The sequence below is a fragment of the Alkalispirillum mobile genome (genome assembly GCF_003664325.1).
Taxonomy (GTDB): domain Bacteria; phylum Pseudomonadota; class Gammaproteobacteria; order Nitrococcales; family Halorhodospiraceae; genus Alkalilimnicola; species Alkalilimnicola mobilis.
Genome location: NZ_RCDA01000001.1, coordinates 787,347 through 802,417 on the forward strand (window position 1 = coordinate 787,347; position 15,071 = coordinate 802,417).

Here is a 15,071-nt window from a genome sequence, read left to right on the forward strand (position 1 = left end):
TAGGCCGTCCCTTTCGATCAGGAATAGCGCACCTCGACGATCTCGTATTCGCGGTCCCCGCCGGGCGCCTGCACCGTTGCCAGATCGCCCTCCTCCTTGCCGATCAGGGCACGGGCGATGGGGGAGTTGACAGAGATCAGCCCCTGCTTGATGTCCGCCTCGTCCTCGCCAACGATCTGGTAGGTCACCTCCTTGCCGGTGTCCTCGTCCATCAGATCGACGGTGGCGCCGAAGATCACCTTGCCCTCAGCGTTAACGGTGGCCGGATCAATGACCTGGGCATTGGAGAGCTTGCCCTCGATCTCCTTGATCCGCCCCTCGACAAAGCTCTGCTGCTCACGGGCCGCGTGATACTCGGCGTTTTCCTTCAGGTCGCCATGCTCACGGGCCTCGGCGATGGCCTGGATGATGCGGGGGCGCTCCTCGCTCTTCAGGCGCTGCAACTCCTCGCGCAGCTTCTCCGCGCCCCGTGCGGTCAACGGAATCTTGCTCATGCGGTTGCCTCCCTGTGCAGATCCTGCAGACGGTTAACGTCGGCGGCGTCCAGGTAGTCCAGCGCCATCAGCGTTGCCCGTGCCCCGTTGAGGGTCGTGGTGTAACACACCTTGTGCTGCAGGGCCTCCCGGCGAATGGAGTAGGAGTCGGCTATGGCCTGACGCCCCTCCGTGGTGTTCACGATCAGATCGATCTCGTCGTTCTTGATGGCGTCGACGATGTGCGGGCGCCCCTCGAGCACCTTGTTGATCTCGTCACACTCGACACCGGCCTCACTCAGCGCCGCGGCGGTACCGCGGGTGGCGACCAGGCTGAAGCCCTTGCGGATCAGCTCCCGGGCCACGTCGATGGCACCGGCCTTGTCCACGTCGCGCACGCTGATGAAGCAGCGCCCGCCACGCGGCAGCCTGACGCTGGCCGCAACCTGCGACTTGGCGTACGCCTCGCCGAAGCTCCGGCCGATACCCATGACCTCGCCGGTCGATTTCATCTCCGGCCCCAGGATCGGGTCCACGCCCGGGAACTTGATGAAGGGGAACACGGCCTCCTTCACGGAGTAGTAGGCCGGGATCACCTCGTGGGTCACCCCCTGCTCGGCCAGGGTCTGGCCGGCCATGCAGCGGGCTGCCACCTTGGCCAGCGGCGTCCCGATCGCCTTGGAGACGTAAGGCACGGTGCGCGAGGCGCGGGGGTTCACCTCCAGAAGGTAGACGTCGCTGCCCTTGATAGCGAACTGGATGTTCATCAGCCCCACCACGCCGAGTTCCAGCGCCAGCGCCCGGGTCTCCTCGCGCAGCCGGTCCTGAACGTCCGGCGCCAGGGTGTAGGGGGGCAGGGAGCAGGCGGAGTCGCCGGAGTGCACGCCCGCCTGTTCGATGTGCTCCATGATGCCCCCGATCAGCACCTGCTCACCGTCGCAGATGGCGTCCACGTCCACCTCGACCGCATCGTCGAGGAAGCGGTCGAGCAGCACCGGCGAGTCGTTGGAGACCCGCACGGCCTCGTGCATGTACTGCATCAGCTCATCCTCGCCATAGACGATGTCCATGGCGCGGCCGCCCAGCACGTAGGAGGGGCGCACCACCAGCGGGTAGCCGATCTCGGCGGCCAGGCGCAAGGCCTGGTCGGCGCTGCGAGCGGTCCGGTTCGGCGGCTGCTTCAGCTCGAGCTTGTTGATCAGGCCCTGGAAGCGCTCGCGGTCCTCGGCCAGGTCAATGGAGTCGGGGGTGGTACCGATGATGGGGGCACCGGCCGCTTCCAGGTCACGGGCCAGTTTGAGCGGGGTCTGCCCGCCGTACTGCACGATGATCCCCTCGGGCCGCTCAATCTCGACGATGGCGAGCACGTCCTCCAGGGTCAGCGGCTCGAAGTACAGCCGGTCGGAGGTATCGTAGTCGGTGGACACCGTTTCCGGGTTGCAGTTGACCATGATGGTCTCGTAGCCGTCGTCACGCATGGCGAAGGCCGCGTGCACACAGCAGTAATCGAACTCGATGCCCTGCCCGATACGGTTCGGGCCGCCACCGAGCACCATGATCTTGCGCTTGTCCGTCGGCTCCGCCTCGCACTCCTCCTCGTAGGTGGAATACATGTAGGCGGTGGCCGAGGCAAACTCCGCGGCACAGGAGTCTGCCCGCTTGAACACCGGGCGCACCTCCAGCTGCTGGCGGCGGGCACGCACGTCCGCCTCGCGCACGCCCAGCAGCTTGGCCAGCCGGCTGTCGGAGAAGCCCTTTTGCTTCAGCTCGAACAGTCGATCCCGGTCCAGCGACTTGAGCCCGCCGTTGCGCAGCGCCTGCTCCACCGCCACCAGGTCCTCCAGCTGGGCCAGGAACCAGGGGTCGATCCAGGTCAGGTCGAACAGCTGCTCCAGCGTGAAGCCGGCCCGGAAGGCGTCGGCCACGTACAACAGCCGCTCGGGCGAGGGCTGGCGCAATTCCTGGCGGATCAGGTCGTTGGCCCCGTCGGCGGCCAGGTCCACCCGCTCGTCGAGCCCGACCAAGTCATTCTCCAGACCGCGCAGGGCCTTCTGCAGCGACTCCTGGAAGGTCCGGCCGATGGCCATCACCTCGCCCACCGACTTCATCTGCGTGGTCAGCCGCGCCGGAGCCTTGGGGAACTTTTCGAAGGTGAAGCGCGGGATCTTGGTGACCACGTAGTCGATGGTCGGCTCGAAGGAGGCCGGGGTGGCCCCACCGGTGATCTCGTTGCGCAGTTCATCCAGCGTATAGCCCACGGCCAGCTTGGCGGCCACCTTGGCGATGGGGAAGCCGGTGGCCTTGGAGGCAAGCGCCGAGGAGCGCGACACCCGGGGGTTCATCTCGATCACCACCATGCGCCCGTCTTCCGGGTTGATGGCGAACTGCACGTTGGAGCCGCCCGTCTCCACGCCGATCTCCCGCAGCACGGCGAGAGAGGCGTCGCGCATGATCTGGTATTCCTTGTCGGTGAGCGTCTGCGCCGGCGCCACCGTGATGGAGTCACCGGTATGGACGCCCATCGGGTCCAGGTTCTCGATGAAGCAGATGATGATGCAGTTGTCCGCCTTGTCGCGCACCACCTCGGTCTCGTACTCCTTCCAACCCAGCACCGACTCCTCGATGAGCAGCTCGTTGGTCGGCGACAGGTCGAGGCCGCGCTCGCAGATCTCGACGAACTCCTCGCGGTTGTAGGCAATACCACCGCCGGAGCCGCCCAGGGTGAACGAGGGCCGAATGATGGTCGGGAAGCCGATGCGCTTCTGCGCATCCAGGGCCTCCTCCATGGAGTGAGCGATCTCGGCGCGGGCCGTCTCCAGGCCAATACGGGCCATCGCCTCGCGGAAGGACTCGCGATCCTCCGCCATATCGATGGCCTCCTTGTTGGCACCGATCATCTCGATGCCCAGCCGGTCCAGCACGCCCTCACGGGAGAGATCCAGCGCGCAGTTGAGCGCCGTCTGCCCCCCCATGGTGGGCAGCACCGCGTCAGGCCGCTCCTTTTCGAGGATACGCGCCACCGTCTGCCACTCGATGGGCTCGATGTAGACCGCGTCCGCCGTCTCGGGGTCGGTCATGATGGTGGCCGGGTTGGAGTTAATCAGGATGACCCGGTAACCCTCCTCGCGCAGGGCCTTGCAGGCCTGGGCGCCGGAGTAGTCGAATTCACAGGCCTGGCCGATCACGATGGGACCGGCGCCGATGATGACGATGCTCTTGATATCGGTACGCTTGGGCATGCCGCGCAGTCTCAGCCTTGGGTGAGCGAATGGGGTTGGTTGACCGGGTGCATCAGCTGCGCCCGGCCGCCATCAATTCGATAAAGTGATCGAACAGGGGTTGAACGTCCCGCGGGCCGGGCCCCGCCTCCGGATGACCCTGGAAGCTGAAGGCCGGCCGGTCGGTACGGTGCACCCCCTGCAGGGAACCGTCGAACAGCGAGCGGTGGGTGGCGCGCAGGTTATCGGGCAGGCTGTCCTCGTCCACCGCGAAACCGTGGTTCTGGCTGGAGATCATCACCCGGCCGGTGTCCAGGTCCTGCACCGGGTGGTTGGCACCGTGGTGGCCGAACTTCATCTTCACCGACTGCGCGCCGCTGGCCAGACCCAGCAGCTGGTGCCCCAGGCAAATACCGAAGGTGGGCATACCTGAATCCACCACCTGGCGGATGGCTTCGATCGCGTAGTCCAGCGGCTCCGGGTCGCCGGGCCCGTTGGACAGGAACACCCCGTCCGGGTTCATGCCCAGCACTTCGCTGGCCGACGTGCGCGGCGGCACTACCGTCACCCGGCAGCCGCGATCGGCCAGCATGCGCAGGATGTTGTGCTTGATGCCGTAGTCCCAGGCCACCACGTGGAAGCGGTCCGCCGGGCCGTCACCGGCATCCACCGTGCCGTGATCCAGCGTCCAGCTGGTCCGGCGCCACTCGTAGGGCGCATCGGTACCCGCGTCAGAGGCCAGGTCCATGCCCTTCAGCCCCGGGAACTCCCGGGCGGCGGCCAGCGCCTTGTCCTCGTCCACCTCGCCGGCCATCAGGCAGCCGTTCTTGCTGCCCTGCTCCCGCAGAATGCGGGTGAGCTTCCGGGTATCGATGCCGGCGATCCCGACCACCCCGTGCTCCGCCAGCCAGCCGGGAAGGTCGCTGTTGGCCCGCCAGTTGCTGATCCTCGGAGGGACGTCGCGGACCACCAAGCCCGACAGGCGCGCGCCGGCGCTTTCCGGGTCCACGTCGTTGGTGCCGGTGTTACCGATGTGGGGATAGGTCAGGGTGACGATCTGACGCGTGTAAGAAGGGTCGGTGGCGATCTCCTGATAGCCGGTCATGGCGGTATTGAACACCACCTCGCCGGTCACCAGGCCGTCCACCCCGATGGACCGGCCGCGAAAAACCGTGCCGTCCTCCAGAACGAGAATAGCGGGCTTGCTCAAGAGACCTCCTGGTTGCGCGCGCAAAAACGGGAGGGAATCCTTGGATGCCCTCCCGCTCACGATGACTACAGTCCGATGTGGCGGGAATTTTACCGCTACCTGACGCGGCATGTCCAACCATTGCGCCCAGCCGCTGGCCGAGCCGGCCTCACCGCCGCATGGGCCCGGGGCTCATGTAAGATAGAGCGTTTGGCCCGGATAGGCCGGCCGCCCCGGCCACCCACCCGATCACCCAAGGGGAATCATGACCGCTCTTTCCCTTAGCCGCATTAGCAAGACCTACGACGATGGCACCGTCGCGCTCAGCGATATCAACCTGAACGTCAGCAAGGGCGAATTCTTTGGCCTGCTCGGACCCAACGGTGCCGGCAAGTCCACGCTCATCGGCATTGTCAGCTCGCTGGTCCGAAAAAGCACCGGCCAGGTCCGTGTATTCGGCCACGACCTGGACCGCGATCCCTGGGGGGCGAAATGCAACCTGGGGCTCGTGCCGCAGGAGTTCAACTTCAACAACTTCGAGACCGTTGAGCAGATCCTGCTCAACCAGGCGGGCTATTACGGCGTGCCGCGGCGCCAGGCCCGCGGCCGCGCCGAGAAGTACCTCAAGGCGCTCGGCCTGTGGGACAAGCGGAACACGGTGTCGCGCAACCTCTCCGGCGGCATGAAGCGCCGCCTGATGATTGCCCGCGCCCTGGTCCACGAGCCGGGGCTGCTTATCCTGGACGAGCCCACCGCCGGGGTGGATATCGAACTGCGCCGCTCCATGTGGGACTTTTTGCGCTACATCAATGACGAGGGGGTCACGATCATCCTGACCACCCACTACCTGGAGGAGGCGGAGAGCCTCTGCCGGAACCTGGCGATCATCGATGGCGGGCGCATCATCGAAAACACGGATGTGCGCACCCTGCTACGTAGCCTCTCCACGCACACGTTCATTCTCGACCTGGTCGCGCCGCCGGACCACCTGCCGGAGGTGAGCGGCGGCTACCGGTTGAAAACGCTCGATGACCACACCCTCGAGGTAGAGGTGGACCGCCACAACAACCTGACGGAATTGTTCGCCCAGCTCGATGAGGCGGGCATCCGCGTGGCCAGCATGAAGAACAAGGCCAACCGGCTGGAAGAGACCTTTGTCCGGCTGGTGCAGAAGGAGGAGCACCAAGGTGCATAGCTCGCAATTCTCGCGTTCACTGATCTCGCTGCAGACCCTCGCCTGGAAGGAAACGCACCGGTACCTGCGCATCTGGGTGCAAACCCTGGTGCCACCGGCGATCACGATGACGCTCTATTTCGTGATCTTCGGCAATCTGATTGGCCCGCGCATCGGTCCCATGGAGGGGTATTCCTACATGGAGTACATCGCGCCGGGGATCATCATGATGGCCGTGATCACGAACAGTTACTCCAACGTGGTCTCCTCCTTCTTCGGGGCCAAGTTTCAGCACCACATCGAGGAAGTGCTGGTCTCACCCACGCCGAATTACATCATTTTGCTCGGTTACGTGGCCGGCGGGGTGGGCCGCGGACTGCTCACGGGGCTCATCGTGACCATCGTTGCCCTGTTTTTCACCCGCCTGCCGATCCACAACCTGTTCATTACCATATCGGTGGTCTTTCTGACGGCCGTGCTGTTCTCGCTCGGCGGGTTCATCAACGCAGTATTTGCGCGCAAGTTCGACGATATTGCGCTGGTGCCGACCTTTATCCTGACCCCCCTGACCTACCTCGGTGGCGTGTTCTATTCCATCACCCTGCTCCCCGATTTCTGGCAGGGAGTCTCCATGGCGAACCCCATACTGCATATGGTCAATGCCTTCCGCTACGGCATATTGGGGCAATCCGATATCCACATCATCACCGCCTACAGCCTGATCCTGGGGTTCATCGTGCTCCTCGGAAGTATTAGCCTGTGGTTATTGCACCGCGGCACCGGGCTGAGGAGCTGATGCCATGGACCCCATGCGTTCACCCTTGCTGACCGACCTCTACCAGCTGACCATGCTGGAGAGCTACTACGAGCGCGGCATGGTGGCGCCGGCAACCTTTGAGCTCTACGCCCGGAAGCTGCCCCCGCATTGCGGCTACCTGGTAGCCGCCGGGCTGGCGCAGGCGCTGGAATGGCTGGAACACGCCCGGTTCGGGCCGGACGAGCTTGAATGGCTGGAACAGAGCGGGCTTTTCAAGCCCGCCTTTCTGGACCGATTGGCAGACTGGCGTTTTACCGGCGAGGTACACGCCCTGCCCGAGGGGACCGCCGTGTTCCCGGATGAGCCGATCATCCAGGTCACCGCCCCGCTACCGGAGGCCCAGCTGGTGGAAAGCCGGCTGATGAATCTGCTCCAGTTCCAGACCCTTGTTGCCACTCGGGCAGCGCGGGTCGTGGACGCCGCGCAAGGGCGCCGCGTGGTGGATTTCGGTATGCGCCGGGCCCACGGCGCCGAGGCCGCGATGTTCGCCGCCCGGGCCAGCTACCTGGCCGGCTTCGACGCCACGGCCACAGTCCTCGCCGGGGCCGAATACGGCATCCCGGTGACCGGCACCATGGCGCACTCTTACATTCTGGCGTTCGCCGAGGAGATGGAAGCCTTCAAGGCCTTCCTGGAGGCCCATCCCGACAAGGCCGTACTGCTGATCGACACCTACGACACCGAGGCCGGTGCAGACAAGGTGGTTGCCCTCGCCCAGCAGGGGCTCAAGGCATCGGCGGTCCGCCTCGACAGCGGGGACCTGGCCGACCACGCCCACCGCGTCCGCCGGATCCTCGACCAGGGCGGTTTACAGGAGACGTTGATCCTGGCCAGTGGTGATCTGGATGAGTACGCTGTGGCGGCGATGGTCGCCGCCGGCGTCCCCATCGACGGCTTCGGCCTGGGCACCCGGATCGACACCGCCGCCGAGCAGCCCTTCCTGGAATGCGCCTACAAGCTGATGGCCTACGAGGAACTGCCCCGACGCAAGCGCTCAGAGGGCAAGGGGCACTGGGCCGGCCGCAAGCAATTCTGGCGCAGCCACGACGCGCAAGGGCGGGTCAGCGGAGACCGGCTGGGCCTGGCAGACGAGCAGCCGGCACCCGACGGGCAGCCGATGCTGGAGCGAGTCATGCTCGACGGCCGGCCGCTGCAGGCGCCGGAACACCTGGATACCATTCGCGAGCGCACCCGGAAGAGCATCCAGGCCCTGCCAGCCCTGTGCCGGGACCTGCATGACCCCACGCCGGTGCCGGTAACACCGACCCGCGCACTGAAAGCCGCGGCCCGGGAGGCGGACCGAATCACCGGTTATTGCAGCGAATGAGCCCGCCCCAAACCAATTGGGGGCCACCCATTACGGGCAGCCCCCATTAGCGACGCGGTGAGCGAACCCCGCTCAGCTGACGCGCAATTCGTCGATATCGCGCCCCTGCTGCTCCCACTCGTTGATCCAGCGCGGGCGACGCCCCCGACCGGACCAGGTCTTGGAGGGGTCTTCCGGGTGCTGGTAAACGGCCTTGGCCTTGGCCTTCTGACCGCCACCCGTGGAGGCATTCCCCACCAGTTCGTTGAGGGAGAAACCATACTTATCGGCCACCGCCTTCAATTCACGCTGCGCCTCTTTCGCCTGCTGCTTACGGCGTTGACGAACCTCGCGTTCGATGTCGGTTTTGAGTTTGTTCAGCTCGCTGATCGAGTAGCCGGAAAGGTCCATTGGATCTCCTCTTGGGAAAAGTTGTCTCGGTTCTAAAAACGGCACGATCCTTCGTTATCGCGCATTTTATGGCAGCCTTTTGGGTTTCGCAACAAATCCGGTTACGGCCCATTCCCGCTATTCCCCGTTTAATGCGACGTGGTGCAACAAATGGGGCGCTCTGTTGTCACAATCATTCATCGTCTATCAATCTGACTATGCCCTGCGCCAATTTGACGCGCAGCGGGGCTTTTCGTGCCACTTTTGGGCCGCGGTATTGGCGTATAAACCGGCGGACCATTCATTCCCGTGGACGTGGCAGCCCCGCATCTGCAAGAATTGCCCGCTCAGATTCCGAGCCACCGAGAAGAAGGCCCTGATCATGTCCAGCCAGCTGTCCGCCATCGCCGCCGTTCTCACCGTGGAATTAGCCCCGGACGCCGTGGCCCAGGGGTATCGACCGCCGCAACCGCTGGAGCGCGACCGCGGCGAGGAGTTGGCGTGGGCATTGGCAGCGGATCTGCAGGGGGTATTGGGCGACCTGCAGGAATACGGCCTGGTCCTCCCGGCCGCCCTTTACGACCTCACCGAGTTGCTGCGCCCGGGGCTGCCCATGGTGGAGATTCTGATGGAACTCTACCGCGGCGGCCTGCGCGGCGGCCCCTTCCAGCCACAACTGATGGCCATCGGGGCCCACGAGGGTCATTGGCCGGTGGCAACCATCGCCCCCGAGCGCAGCCCCGGGGCTGGCCCCATGCTGGGCCTCCCGTTGGTCTTTGTCGGACCGGCTGAGTCCATGCCGGACCTGGAGCAGCGACTGGAAACCAACCTGTTGGAAAAAGGCCGCGCCGGCCTGCGCACCCGCGAGTTGATGGAGCAGGACTTCCAGGTGCCGGCCGTGAACCTGGCGTACGCCACCTTCAATGACCTCTGTGCCATGCTCCGGCTGCAACTCCAACAGCACGGCTTCGCCGAGCTCTGGGCGTTGCTGGAGGGTGCCCTGTTCCACAGCGACCGGCGCCAGGTAACCCGGCTGGACAGCGGCAATGCCTTTTGGCTGGACCAGGGCCGGGCCCTCACGCCCTTTCACACCCTGGCCACCTGGCAGACCGAGCACGGCAGCGGGATCGAAGGGTACGCGGAGTGGTTGCGGGTGCAGCGCCAGTACATGGCCGGTCTGGGCGCTCACGGGCTGCAGGTCCTGCCCTGCCAGGCGGATCCGGCGCTGGCCGGGGCCTGCGCCAACAAGGGCGTGGCCCTGCTGGAGGAGCGGGCGATTCGCGGTGGGGAACGTCTGCGCGAGGAGCCCGTCAGCGGTGGCAACGGCGACGTGAAGGCCGCCAGCGTGCTGACCCTCACCGAGCAGCTGATCCCGGACCTGGGCCCGATCGCCTACACGGCGGAGCTGCGCGACGCCTCCGGCCGCCTGCTACGCCAGGCCCACGACTACCCGTTGCACCCGGGCGCACTGCAGCAGATTCAGTCGGACTGGGAGGCCCAGGCCAGCGCCCTGGGCGTCCCGTTCAAGCTGCTGCGGCCGGGTGAGGTACTCACCGAGGCCGACAACCCGGCGCAATTGCGCGGCCAGTGGCCTACGGATTGAGCAACCGGTAGGCCCAGCCCTCGGCGGTGTGTTCGTACACATCCCGCTCATGGAGTCGCCCGGGCCGGGCCCGCCAGAACTCGATACGCACCGGTGCCAGCCGGTAACCGGACCAGTGCGGCGGGCGGGGCACCGGCTCGCCTTCCGGGAAGCGGGCCGCGTACTCCGCGACCCGCTGTTCGAGCACCTCCCGCGTCTCCAGGGCGGCCGATTGCTGCGAGGCCCAACCGCCGATCTGGCTCTCACGCGGCCGACTGGCCCAGTACGCATCCGCCTCCGATTCCGCCACCGGCGTTACCACGCCTTCGATGACCACCTGCTCGGCCAACGGCGCCCAGTGGAAACACAACGCCGCCCGAGGGTTTTCCGCCAACGCCCTGCCCTTGCGGCTGTGGCGGTTGGTATAAAAGGTAAAACCGAGCTCGTCGTACCCCTTCAACAGCACCGTCCGCACCTGCGGCCAGCCGGTAGCCCCGCAGGTAGCCAGGCTGACCGCGGTGTGATCGACCACATCCGCTGCCTCCGCCGCCCGCCCGTAGATCGCCCCAAAGCGGCTCAGCGCCTCTTTCAGTAGCTGCATTCCTCTTCCTTTCCGCCCCCGGGGCGGTTACGGGCGGGGACTTGCCCCGCCGCTGAGTCAAATTCAGGTGTGCTGCAGGCCCTCGTGGTGGCTCACGGATTCCGCCGGCGCGACGCGGACGGTCAGACCCTCCATGTCCACCACCACCAGTTGCTGCCCGGCCTGCACCGGCTCGTCGGAGATCGCATTCCAGAGCTCACCCTGGATCCGCACCCGGCCGTGGTCCTCGAAATCGGAGAACGCCTCGCAACGGGCCCCGATGATGTTGTCACGACCGCCCTTGCGCGGCCGTCGCCACGCCCTCAGGGCCATGGTGGCAATGCCCAGCACCACAATCAGGCTGGCGACACCGAAGCCGACGATTATACCGATGGAGACCTGGAAGCCCTCCACGTCGGTATCGAACAGCATGATGGAGCCCAATATGAAGGCGATCACCCCCCCTATACCGAGTATGCCGAAACTGGGGGCAAAGGCCTCCGCCACCATAAAGCCGAGCCCGAGCAGAATGAGCGCCATCCCCGCGTAGCTGATCGGCAGGGCCTGGAAGGCGAACAGCGCCAGTAACAGGCAGATGGCACCCAGCACGCCCGGCACCAGGCTCCCCGGGTTCATCAATTCGAAGATAATGCCGTAAATGCCGATCAGCATCAGCATGTAGGCCACGTTCGGGTTGGTAAGCACGGACAGCAGCTGAGTGCGCCAGTCCGGCTCGATGACCTCCAGCGTGGCGCCGGCGGTATCCAGGGTCACGTCGCCGCGGCTGGTCTGCACCGTGCGCCCGTCCATCGCTTCGAGCAGCGACTCCAGGTTAGACACCCGGTGTTCTATCACGCCCAGCTCCAGTGCTTCGCTGGAACTGGCACTGGCCGCCTCGCGCACCGCCTTCTCGGCCCAGTCCGCGTTGCGGTCACGCAGTTCGGCCAGCCCGCGGATGTACGAGACCGCATCTTCCAAGACCTTGCGCTCGGTGGCGGAGCCGGCGGGAGTCCGGTCCGGACGCTCCTCGCCCTCCTCTTCCTCACCATTGGCCGCCCCGTTGGCATCGTCCTCTTCTTCATCATCACCCATGCCGGGCAAACCGCCGCCCCCACCGATCTGCACGGGGGTCGCCGCGCCCAGGTTGGTCGCGGGCGCCATGGCTGCCACGTGCGAGGCGTAGAGGATGTAGGTGCCGGCACTGGCCGCCCGAGCACCCTCCGGCCCCACCCAGGTGGCCACCGGCACCGGAGAGCCGAGGATGTTCTTGATGATCTCGCGCATGGCGCTGTCCAGCCCGCCCGGCGTATCCATGCGCAGGATGACCACCTCGGCCTCCCTCTCCTCGGCCTGCTGGAGGCCGCGCTCAATGTAATGGCTGGTGGCCGGGCCAATGGGGCCGTCCACCTCCAGCACGAGGGCCAGACGGTCCGCCCCGGCGCCCAGGGGCAATGCCGAAGCCAGATAGAGCAGAAAGACGGCGAGAATCTTTTTCATGGCAGTAATCAAGACCCCTCAGGCTCACTGGACGTGCCTCTGTACAAGGTGAGACATCACCCGGGCGGCCGGTGTTCGGTTATCACCAACGGGCAAGCACCGTCGGCAGCCGGCTCAAGTCCGCCAACTCCACGTAGGGCAGCGGCGCCAGGTCGTCCGGCCAGGGCTCACCACGGCGGTTCAGCCAGACCGCGCCCATGCCGTAACGCACCGCGCCCACCACGTCACTATGGACCTCATCGCCCACGTGGACCATCTCTGCAGGCGTCACACCGGCCCGGTGACAGGCGGCCTCGAAGATGATCCGGCTAGGCTTGGCCGCGCCGACCTCGATGGCGGAGACACTGAAATCGAAATAGGCCCCCAACTGCAGGCGGTGCACGTCGGCATTGCCGTTGCTCACCGCGCCGATCCGGTAATGGGGACGCAACCGCTCCAGCACGGGCACCACGTCGTCGTAGGGGTGCACCTCGTGACGCCCTTCCATGAACACCTCGAAGGCGGCCTCGACCATATCCTCGCCATAACCGCAGGTCATGGCGATACGGCGCAGCGACGCACGGCGCATGGCGCTCACGTTGATGCGCAGCTCCGGGTGCGCCTCGGCGACCTCCATGCGCAGCTGGCGCATTGCCTCGGCATCGTAGCACTCGGCCACCCGGGGGTAGCGCGCTGCCAGAAAGCGCTGCATGCGCTCCTCTGCCCGCTGGATGACGTGCTCCAAGTCCCAGAGGGTGAAGTCCAGGTCGAAGGTGACCGCCCGGATCGCTCCCGGCTCAGGCATCACCGGCGCCCCCCTGCTGGCGCCACCGGGCAGCGCCCGATGCCTTGTCGATCCGGTCCAGCAGCGCCTCGTGGGCCTGTAACTCCCGCTCGCCGGGCCGCACCACGGCCAGCACCGGGCGGTCCGCTGACAAACGGCGGATACCACGTTCCGTCCCCTGGTCGTTGGCCTGCCCCTCATCGTCGTCCAGTGCAAACAGGGCCTTCTGCCCGCCGGTCATCGCCAGGTAGACGTCGGCGAGGATCCGCGCATCCAGCAGCGCCCCGTGCAGCTCACGCTGGGTGTTGTCCACGTCATAGCGCTTGCACAGCGCATCCAGCGAGTTGCGCTGACCCGGGTGGCGTTCCCGTGCCACCAGCAGAGTGTCGAGCACCGACGCGAAATCGTCGACCCGACCCCAACCCTTGCCCAGGCGACTCAGCTCGTAGTCGAGAAACCCAACGTCAAACGCCGCGTTGTGGATGACCAGTTCGCTGCCCCGGATATACTCCACGAACCGCTCCGCCACCTCGTGAAAACGCGGCTTGTCGACCAGGAATTCGTTGGTGATGCCGTGCACCTGCACCGCCTCCTGGGGCACTTCACGGTCCGGGTTGAGATACTCGTGGAAGTTGTTGCCCGTGGGGCGACGGTCGATCAGTTCCACGCACCCGATCTCGATGACCCGGTCGCCCTGGCTCCACTCCAGGCCGGTGGTCTCGGTGTCCAGGACAATCTGCCTCATGTGGCCCGCGCCTCCTGCATCTCGTCGATTCCGCGGTTCGCCAACTGATCCGCCCGTTCATTCTCCTCGTGACCGCTGTGACCGCGCACCCAGTGCCAGTGCACCTCATGCTGCTGGTTCAGGGTATCCAGCCGACGCCACAGGTCCTCGTTGAGCACCGGCTTTTTCGCCGCCGTGCGCCAGCCCCGGCGTTTCCAGCCCGCCATCCACTCACTGATGCCCTTTCGCACGTACTGCGAGTCGGTGGTCAGATGCACCACGCAGGGGCGTTCCAGGGCCTCCAGGGCGCGGATGGCCGCGGTCAGCTCCATCCGGTTATTAGTGGTATGCGGCTCACCGCCGTGCAGTGTGCGCTCTTGCCCCCGGCAACGCAGCAGCACCCCCCACCCGCCGGGGCCCGGGTTGCCGCGGCACGCGCCGTCGGTCCAGGCGTGGACTTCAGGTTTTTCGGTTTTGGACATGGGCTCTCGTTCTCGATGTAGGTTGGGCCAGCCGCCCGGGCGCAGTGTCTGCCGGCGACTGCCAGAGTGATTTCATGCTGATCGGGGCCGGGCACCGCTTGCGCGCCCTCAATACATGGATGCCCGCCAGCACGGGGGCCAGGCGCTGCTCCCAGCGGCGGTTCGGCTGCGGACGCGGCGTGCCTTTGGGCCAGGGCAACTGCAGGCAATGGTAGGCTTGGTGGCGGCGTTCCAGCCCGTGGCGCTCCACCGCCAGCGCCATCCCCGCCGCCCCCGGCAACTGCCGCCAGCGGCTGACCGGCCCGCCGCGCAGGTGCCGCAACCCCCAGGTGCTCCAGGCGTTGAAGCCGATCACCAGCAGATCGCCTTCCGGCGCCAACACCTCCGCCGCCTCACGCAGCAGTGAGTCGGGGTCGGTACTGCAATCCAGGGCGTGAGCCAGGACCAGCAAATCCACGCTCCGCTTTCGCAGGGGCAGCAGTTCCAGCCCGGTAAGCGCATCACTGCCCGCGACCGCCTCCCAGTCCAGCGCCCAACAGCGGGCCGTGGGCGCCTGCCTCAGCACCTTGTCGCCCAACCAGCTGCCGCCGACCCGGACCACGAACGCGCACGGGTCGGTCATCAGCCGCTGGTGCAGGCAGTCACTGACCGCCTGCTGCTCTATTCGGGCCAGGTCACGCCCCGCCGGGGTCTGGAACCATTGCAGCAGCGAATCCAAGGCCTGCACCTCCCGACTGGACGGCATCATTCAAGGGACCGGCCACGCACGCCGCCCTGTCCAGACAGCATACCGGCTTGCCCTCCCCGCCTCATCCCCGGCAGCCCAAAGGTCGGTTGATGGTGCGGCACGGTGTCGCCAAGATTTTGAACGCCGGG

Annotated in this window: 14 protein-coding genes; 4 read left to right on the forward strand and 10 right to left on the reverse strand. The window is 66.1% G+C overall.

Annotated features, from left to right (window positions below):
- Positions 1-17 precede the first annotated feature (17 nt).
- The 3 genes from greA to carA are packed head-to-tail and all read right to left on the reverse strand — an operon-like array spanning position 18 to position 4,901.
- On the reverse strand, positions 18-494 hold the full coding sequence (greA, locus tag DFR31_RS03710) for a transcription elongation factor GreA (RefSeq protein ID WP_121441295.1): 477 nt from the start codon (positions 492-494) through the stop codon (positions 18-20).
- The gene (gene carB, locus DFR31_RS03715) at positions 491-3,712 is read right to left on the reverse strand and encodes a carbamoyl-phosphate synthase large subunit (RefSeq protein WP_121441296.1); all 3,222 of its coding nucleotides are present in this window, start codon (positions 3,710-3,712) and stop codon (positions 491-493) included. The genes greA and carB overlap by 4 nt, the downstream gene beginning before the upstream one ends.
- A 52-nt stretch (positions 3,713-3,764) precedes the next feature.
- Complete coding sequence (gene carA / locus DFR31_RS03720; RefSeq protein WP_121441297.1) at positions 3,765-4,901, reverse strand: glutamine-hydrolyzing carbamoyl-phosphate synthase small subunit; 1,137 nt, start codon at positions 4,899-4,901, stop codon at positions 3,765-3,767.
- A 241-nt stretch (positions 4,902-5,142) separates the two neighbouring features.
- On the opposite strand from carA, the gene DFR31_RS03725 reads away from it, so the two are divergent.
- The 3 genes from DFR31_RS03725 to DFR31_RS03735 are packed head-to-tail and all read left to right on the forward strand — an operon-like array spanning position 5,143 to position 8,198.
- A complete protein-coding gene (locus DFR31_RS03725) occupies positions 5,143-6,075 on the forward strand; it encodes an ABC transporter ATP-binding protein (RefSeq protein ID WP_121441298.1) in 933 nt (310 codons plus the stop codon).
- Entirely contained in the window at positions 6,068-6,850 is a 783-nt protein-coding gene (locus DFR31_RS03730; RefSeq protein ID WP_121441299.1) for an ABC transporter permease, read from the forward strand. Before DFR31_RS03725 ends, DFR31_RS03730 begins: the two co-directional genes overlap by 8 nt.
- 4 nt (positions 6,851-6,854) lie before the next feature.
- A complete protein-coding gene (locus tag DFR31_RS03735; protein ID WP_121441300.1) occupies positions 6,855-8,198 on the forward strand; it encodes a nicotinate phosphoribosyltransferase in 1,344 nt (447 codons plus the stop codon).
- Positions 8,199-8,270: 72 nt separating this feature from the next.
- Here DFR31_RS03735 and DFR31_RS03740 read toward each other — a convergent pair whose 3' ends face one another.
- Positions 8,271-8,588 carry an H-NS histone family protein gene (locus tag DFR31_RS03740; protein ID WP_121441301.1) on the reverse strand — a complete coding sequence of 106 codons (318 nt, stop codon included), beginning with the start codon at positions 8,586-8,588 and terminating at the stop codon, positions 8,271-8,273.
- A gap of 361 nt (positions 8,589-8,949) precedes the next feature.
- Here DFR31_RS03740 and DFR31_RS03745 point away from each other — a divergent pair, with 361 nt between their 5' ends.
- Positions 8,950-10,170, forward strand: coding sequence for a hypothetical protein (locus DFR31_RS03745; RefSeq protein WP_121441302.1), 1,221 nt, complete (start codon positions 8,950-8,952; stop codon positions 10,168-10,170).
- On the opposite strand, the gene pdxH is transcribed toward DFR31_RS03745, so the two are convergent.
- The 6 genes from pdxH to DFR31_RS03775 form a co-directional block, all read right to left on the reverse strand.
- Entirely contained in the window at positions 10,160-10,750 is a 591-nt protein-coding gene (gene pdxH / locus DFR31_RS03750) for a pyridoxamine 5'-phosphate oxidase (protein ID WP_121441303.1), read from the reverse strand. The genes DFR31_RS03745 and pdxH overlap by 11 nt on opposite strands.
- A 63-nt stretch (positions 10,751-10,813) precedes the next feature.
- Complete coding sequence (locus DFR31_RS03755; protein WP_121441304.1) at positions 10,814-12,226, reverse strand: NfeD family protein; 1,413 nt, start codon at positions 12,224-12,226, stop codon at positions 10,814-10,816.
- A gap of 82 nt (positions 12,227-12,308) precedes the next feature.
- Positions 12,309-13,010 (reverse strand): HAD family hydrolase, encoded by a 702-nt coding sequence (locus DFR31_RS03760; RefSeq protein WP_121441305.1) that lies wholly within the window; start codon positions 13,008-13,010, stop codon positions 12,309-12,311.
- Entirely contained in the window at positions 13,003-13,734 is a 732-nt protein-coding gene (dnaQ, locus tag DFR31_RS03765; protein WP_121441306.1) for a DNA polymerase III subunit epsilon, read from the reverse strand. Before dnaQ ends, DFR31_RS03760 begins: the two co-directional genes overlap by 8 nt.
- Positions 13,731-14,195, reverse strand: a complete 465-nt coding sequence (gene rnhA, locus DFR31_RS03770) for a ribonuclease HI (RefSeq protein WP_121441307.1) — start codon at positions 14,193-14,195, stop codon at positions 13,731-13,733. Before rnhA ends, dnaQ begins: the two co-directional genes overlap by 4 nt.
- Positions 14,173-14,943 carry a methyltransferase domain-containing protein gene (locus tag DFR31_RS03775; RefSeq protein ID WP_121441308.1) on the reverse strand — a complete coding sequence of 257 codons (771 nt, stop codon included), beginning with the start codon at positions 14,941-14,943 and terminating at the stop codon, positions 14,173-14,175. Before DFR31_RS03775 ends, rnhA begins: the two co-directional genes overlap by 23 nt.
- Between the last annotated feature and the right edge of the window lie 128 nt (positions 14,944-15,071).

What these genes read in the sequence shown, in the direction of transcription:
- greA (WP_121441295.1), bottom strand. Translation starts at nt 494, where the DNA reads ATGAGCAAGATTCCGTTGACCGCACGGGGCGCGGAGAAGCTGCGCGAG.
- carB (WP_121441296.1), bottom strand. Translation starts at nt 3,712, where the DNA reads ATGCCCAAGCGTACCGATATCAAGAGCATCGTCATCATCGGCGCCGGT.
- DFR31_RS03735 (WP_121441300.1), top strand. Translation starts at nt 6,855, where the DNA reads ATGGACCCCATGCGTTCACCCTTGCTGACCGACCTCTACCAGCTGACC.
- DFR31_RS03740 (WP_121441301.1), bottom strand. Translation starts at nt 8,588, where the DNA reads ATGGACCTTTCCGGCTACTCGATCAGCGAGCTGAACAAACTCAAAACC.
- DFR31_RS03745 (WP_121441302.1), top strand. Translation starts at nt 8,950, where the DNA reads ATGTCCAGCCAGCTGTCCGCCATCGCCGCCGTTCTCACCGTGGAATTA.
- pdxH (WP_121441303.1), bottom strand. Translation starts at nt 10,750, where the DNA reads ATGCAGCTACTGAAAGAGGCGCTGAGCCGCTTTGGGGCGATCTACGGG.
- DFR31_RS03755 (WP_121441304.1), bottom strand. Translation starts at nt 12,226, where the DNA reads ATGAAAAAGATTCTCGCCGTCTTTCTGCTCTATCTGGCTTCGGCATTG.
- DFR31_RS03760 (WP_121441305.1), bottom strand. Translation starts at nt 13,010, where the DNA reads ATGCCTGAGCCGGGAGCGATCCGGGCGGTCACCTTCGACCTGGACTTC.
- dnaQ (WP_121441306.1), bottom strand. Translation starts at nt 13,734, where the DNA reads ATGAGGCAGATTGTCCTGGACACCGAGACCACCGGCCTGGAGTGGAGC.
- rnhA (WP_121441307.1), bottom strand. Translation starts at nt 14,195, where the DNA reads ATGTCCAAAACCGAAAAACCTGAAGTCCACGCCTGGACCGACGGCGCG.
- DFR31_RS03775 (WP_121441308.1), bottom strand. Translation starts at nt 14,943, where the DNA reads ATGATGCCGTCCAGTCGGGAGGTGCAGGCCTTGGATTCGCTGCTGCAA.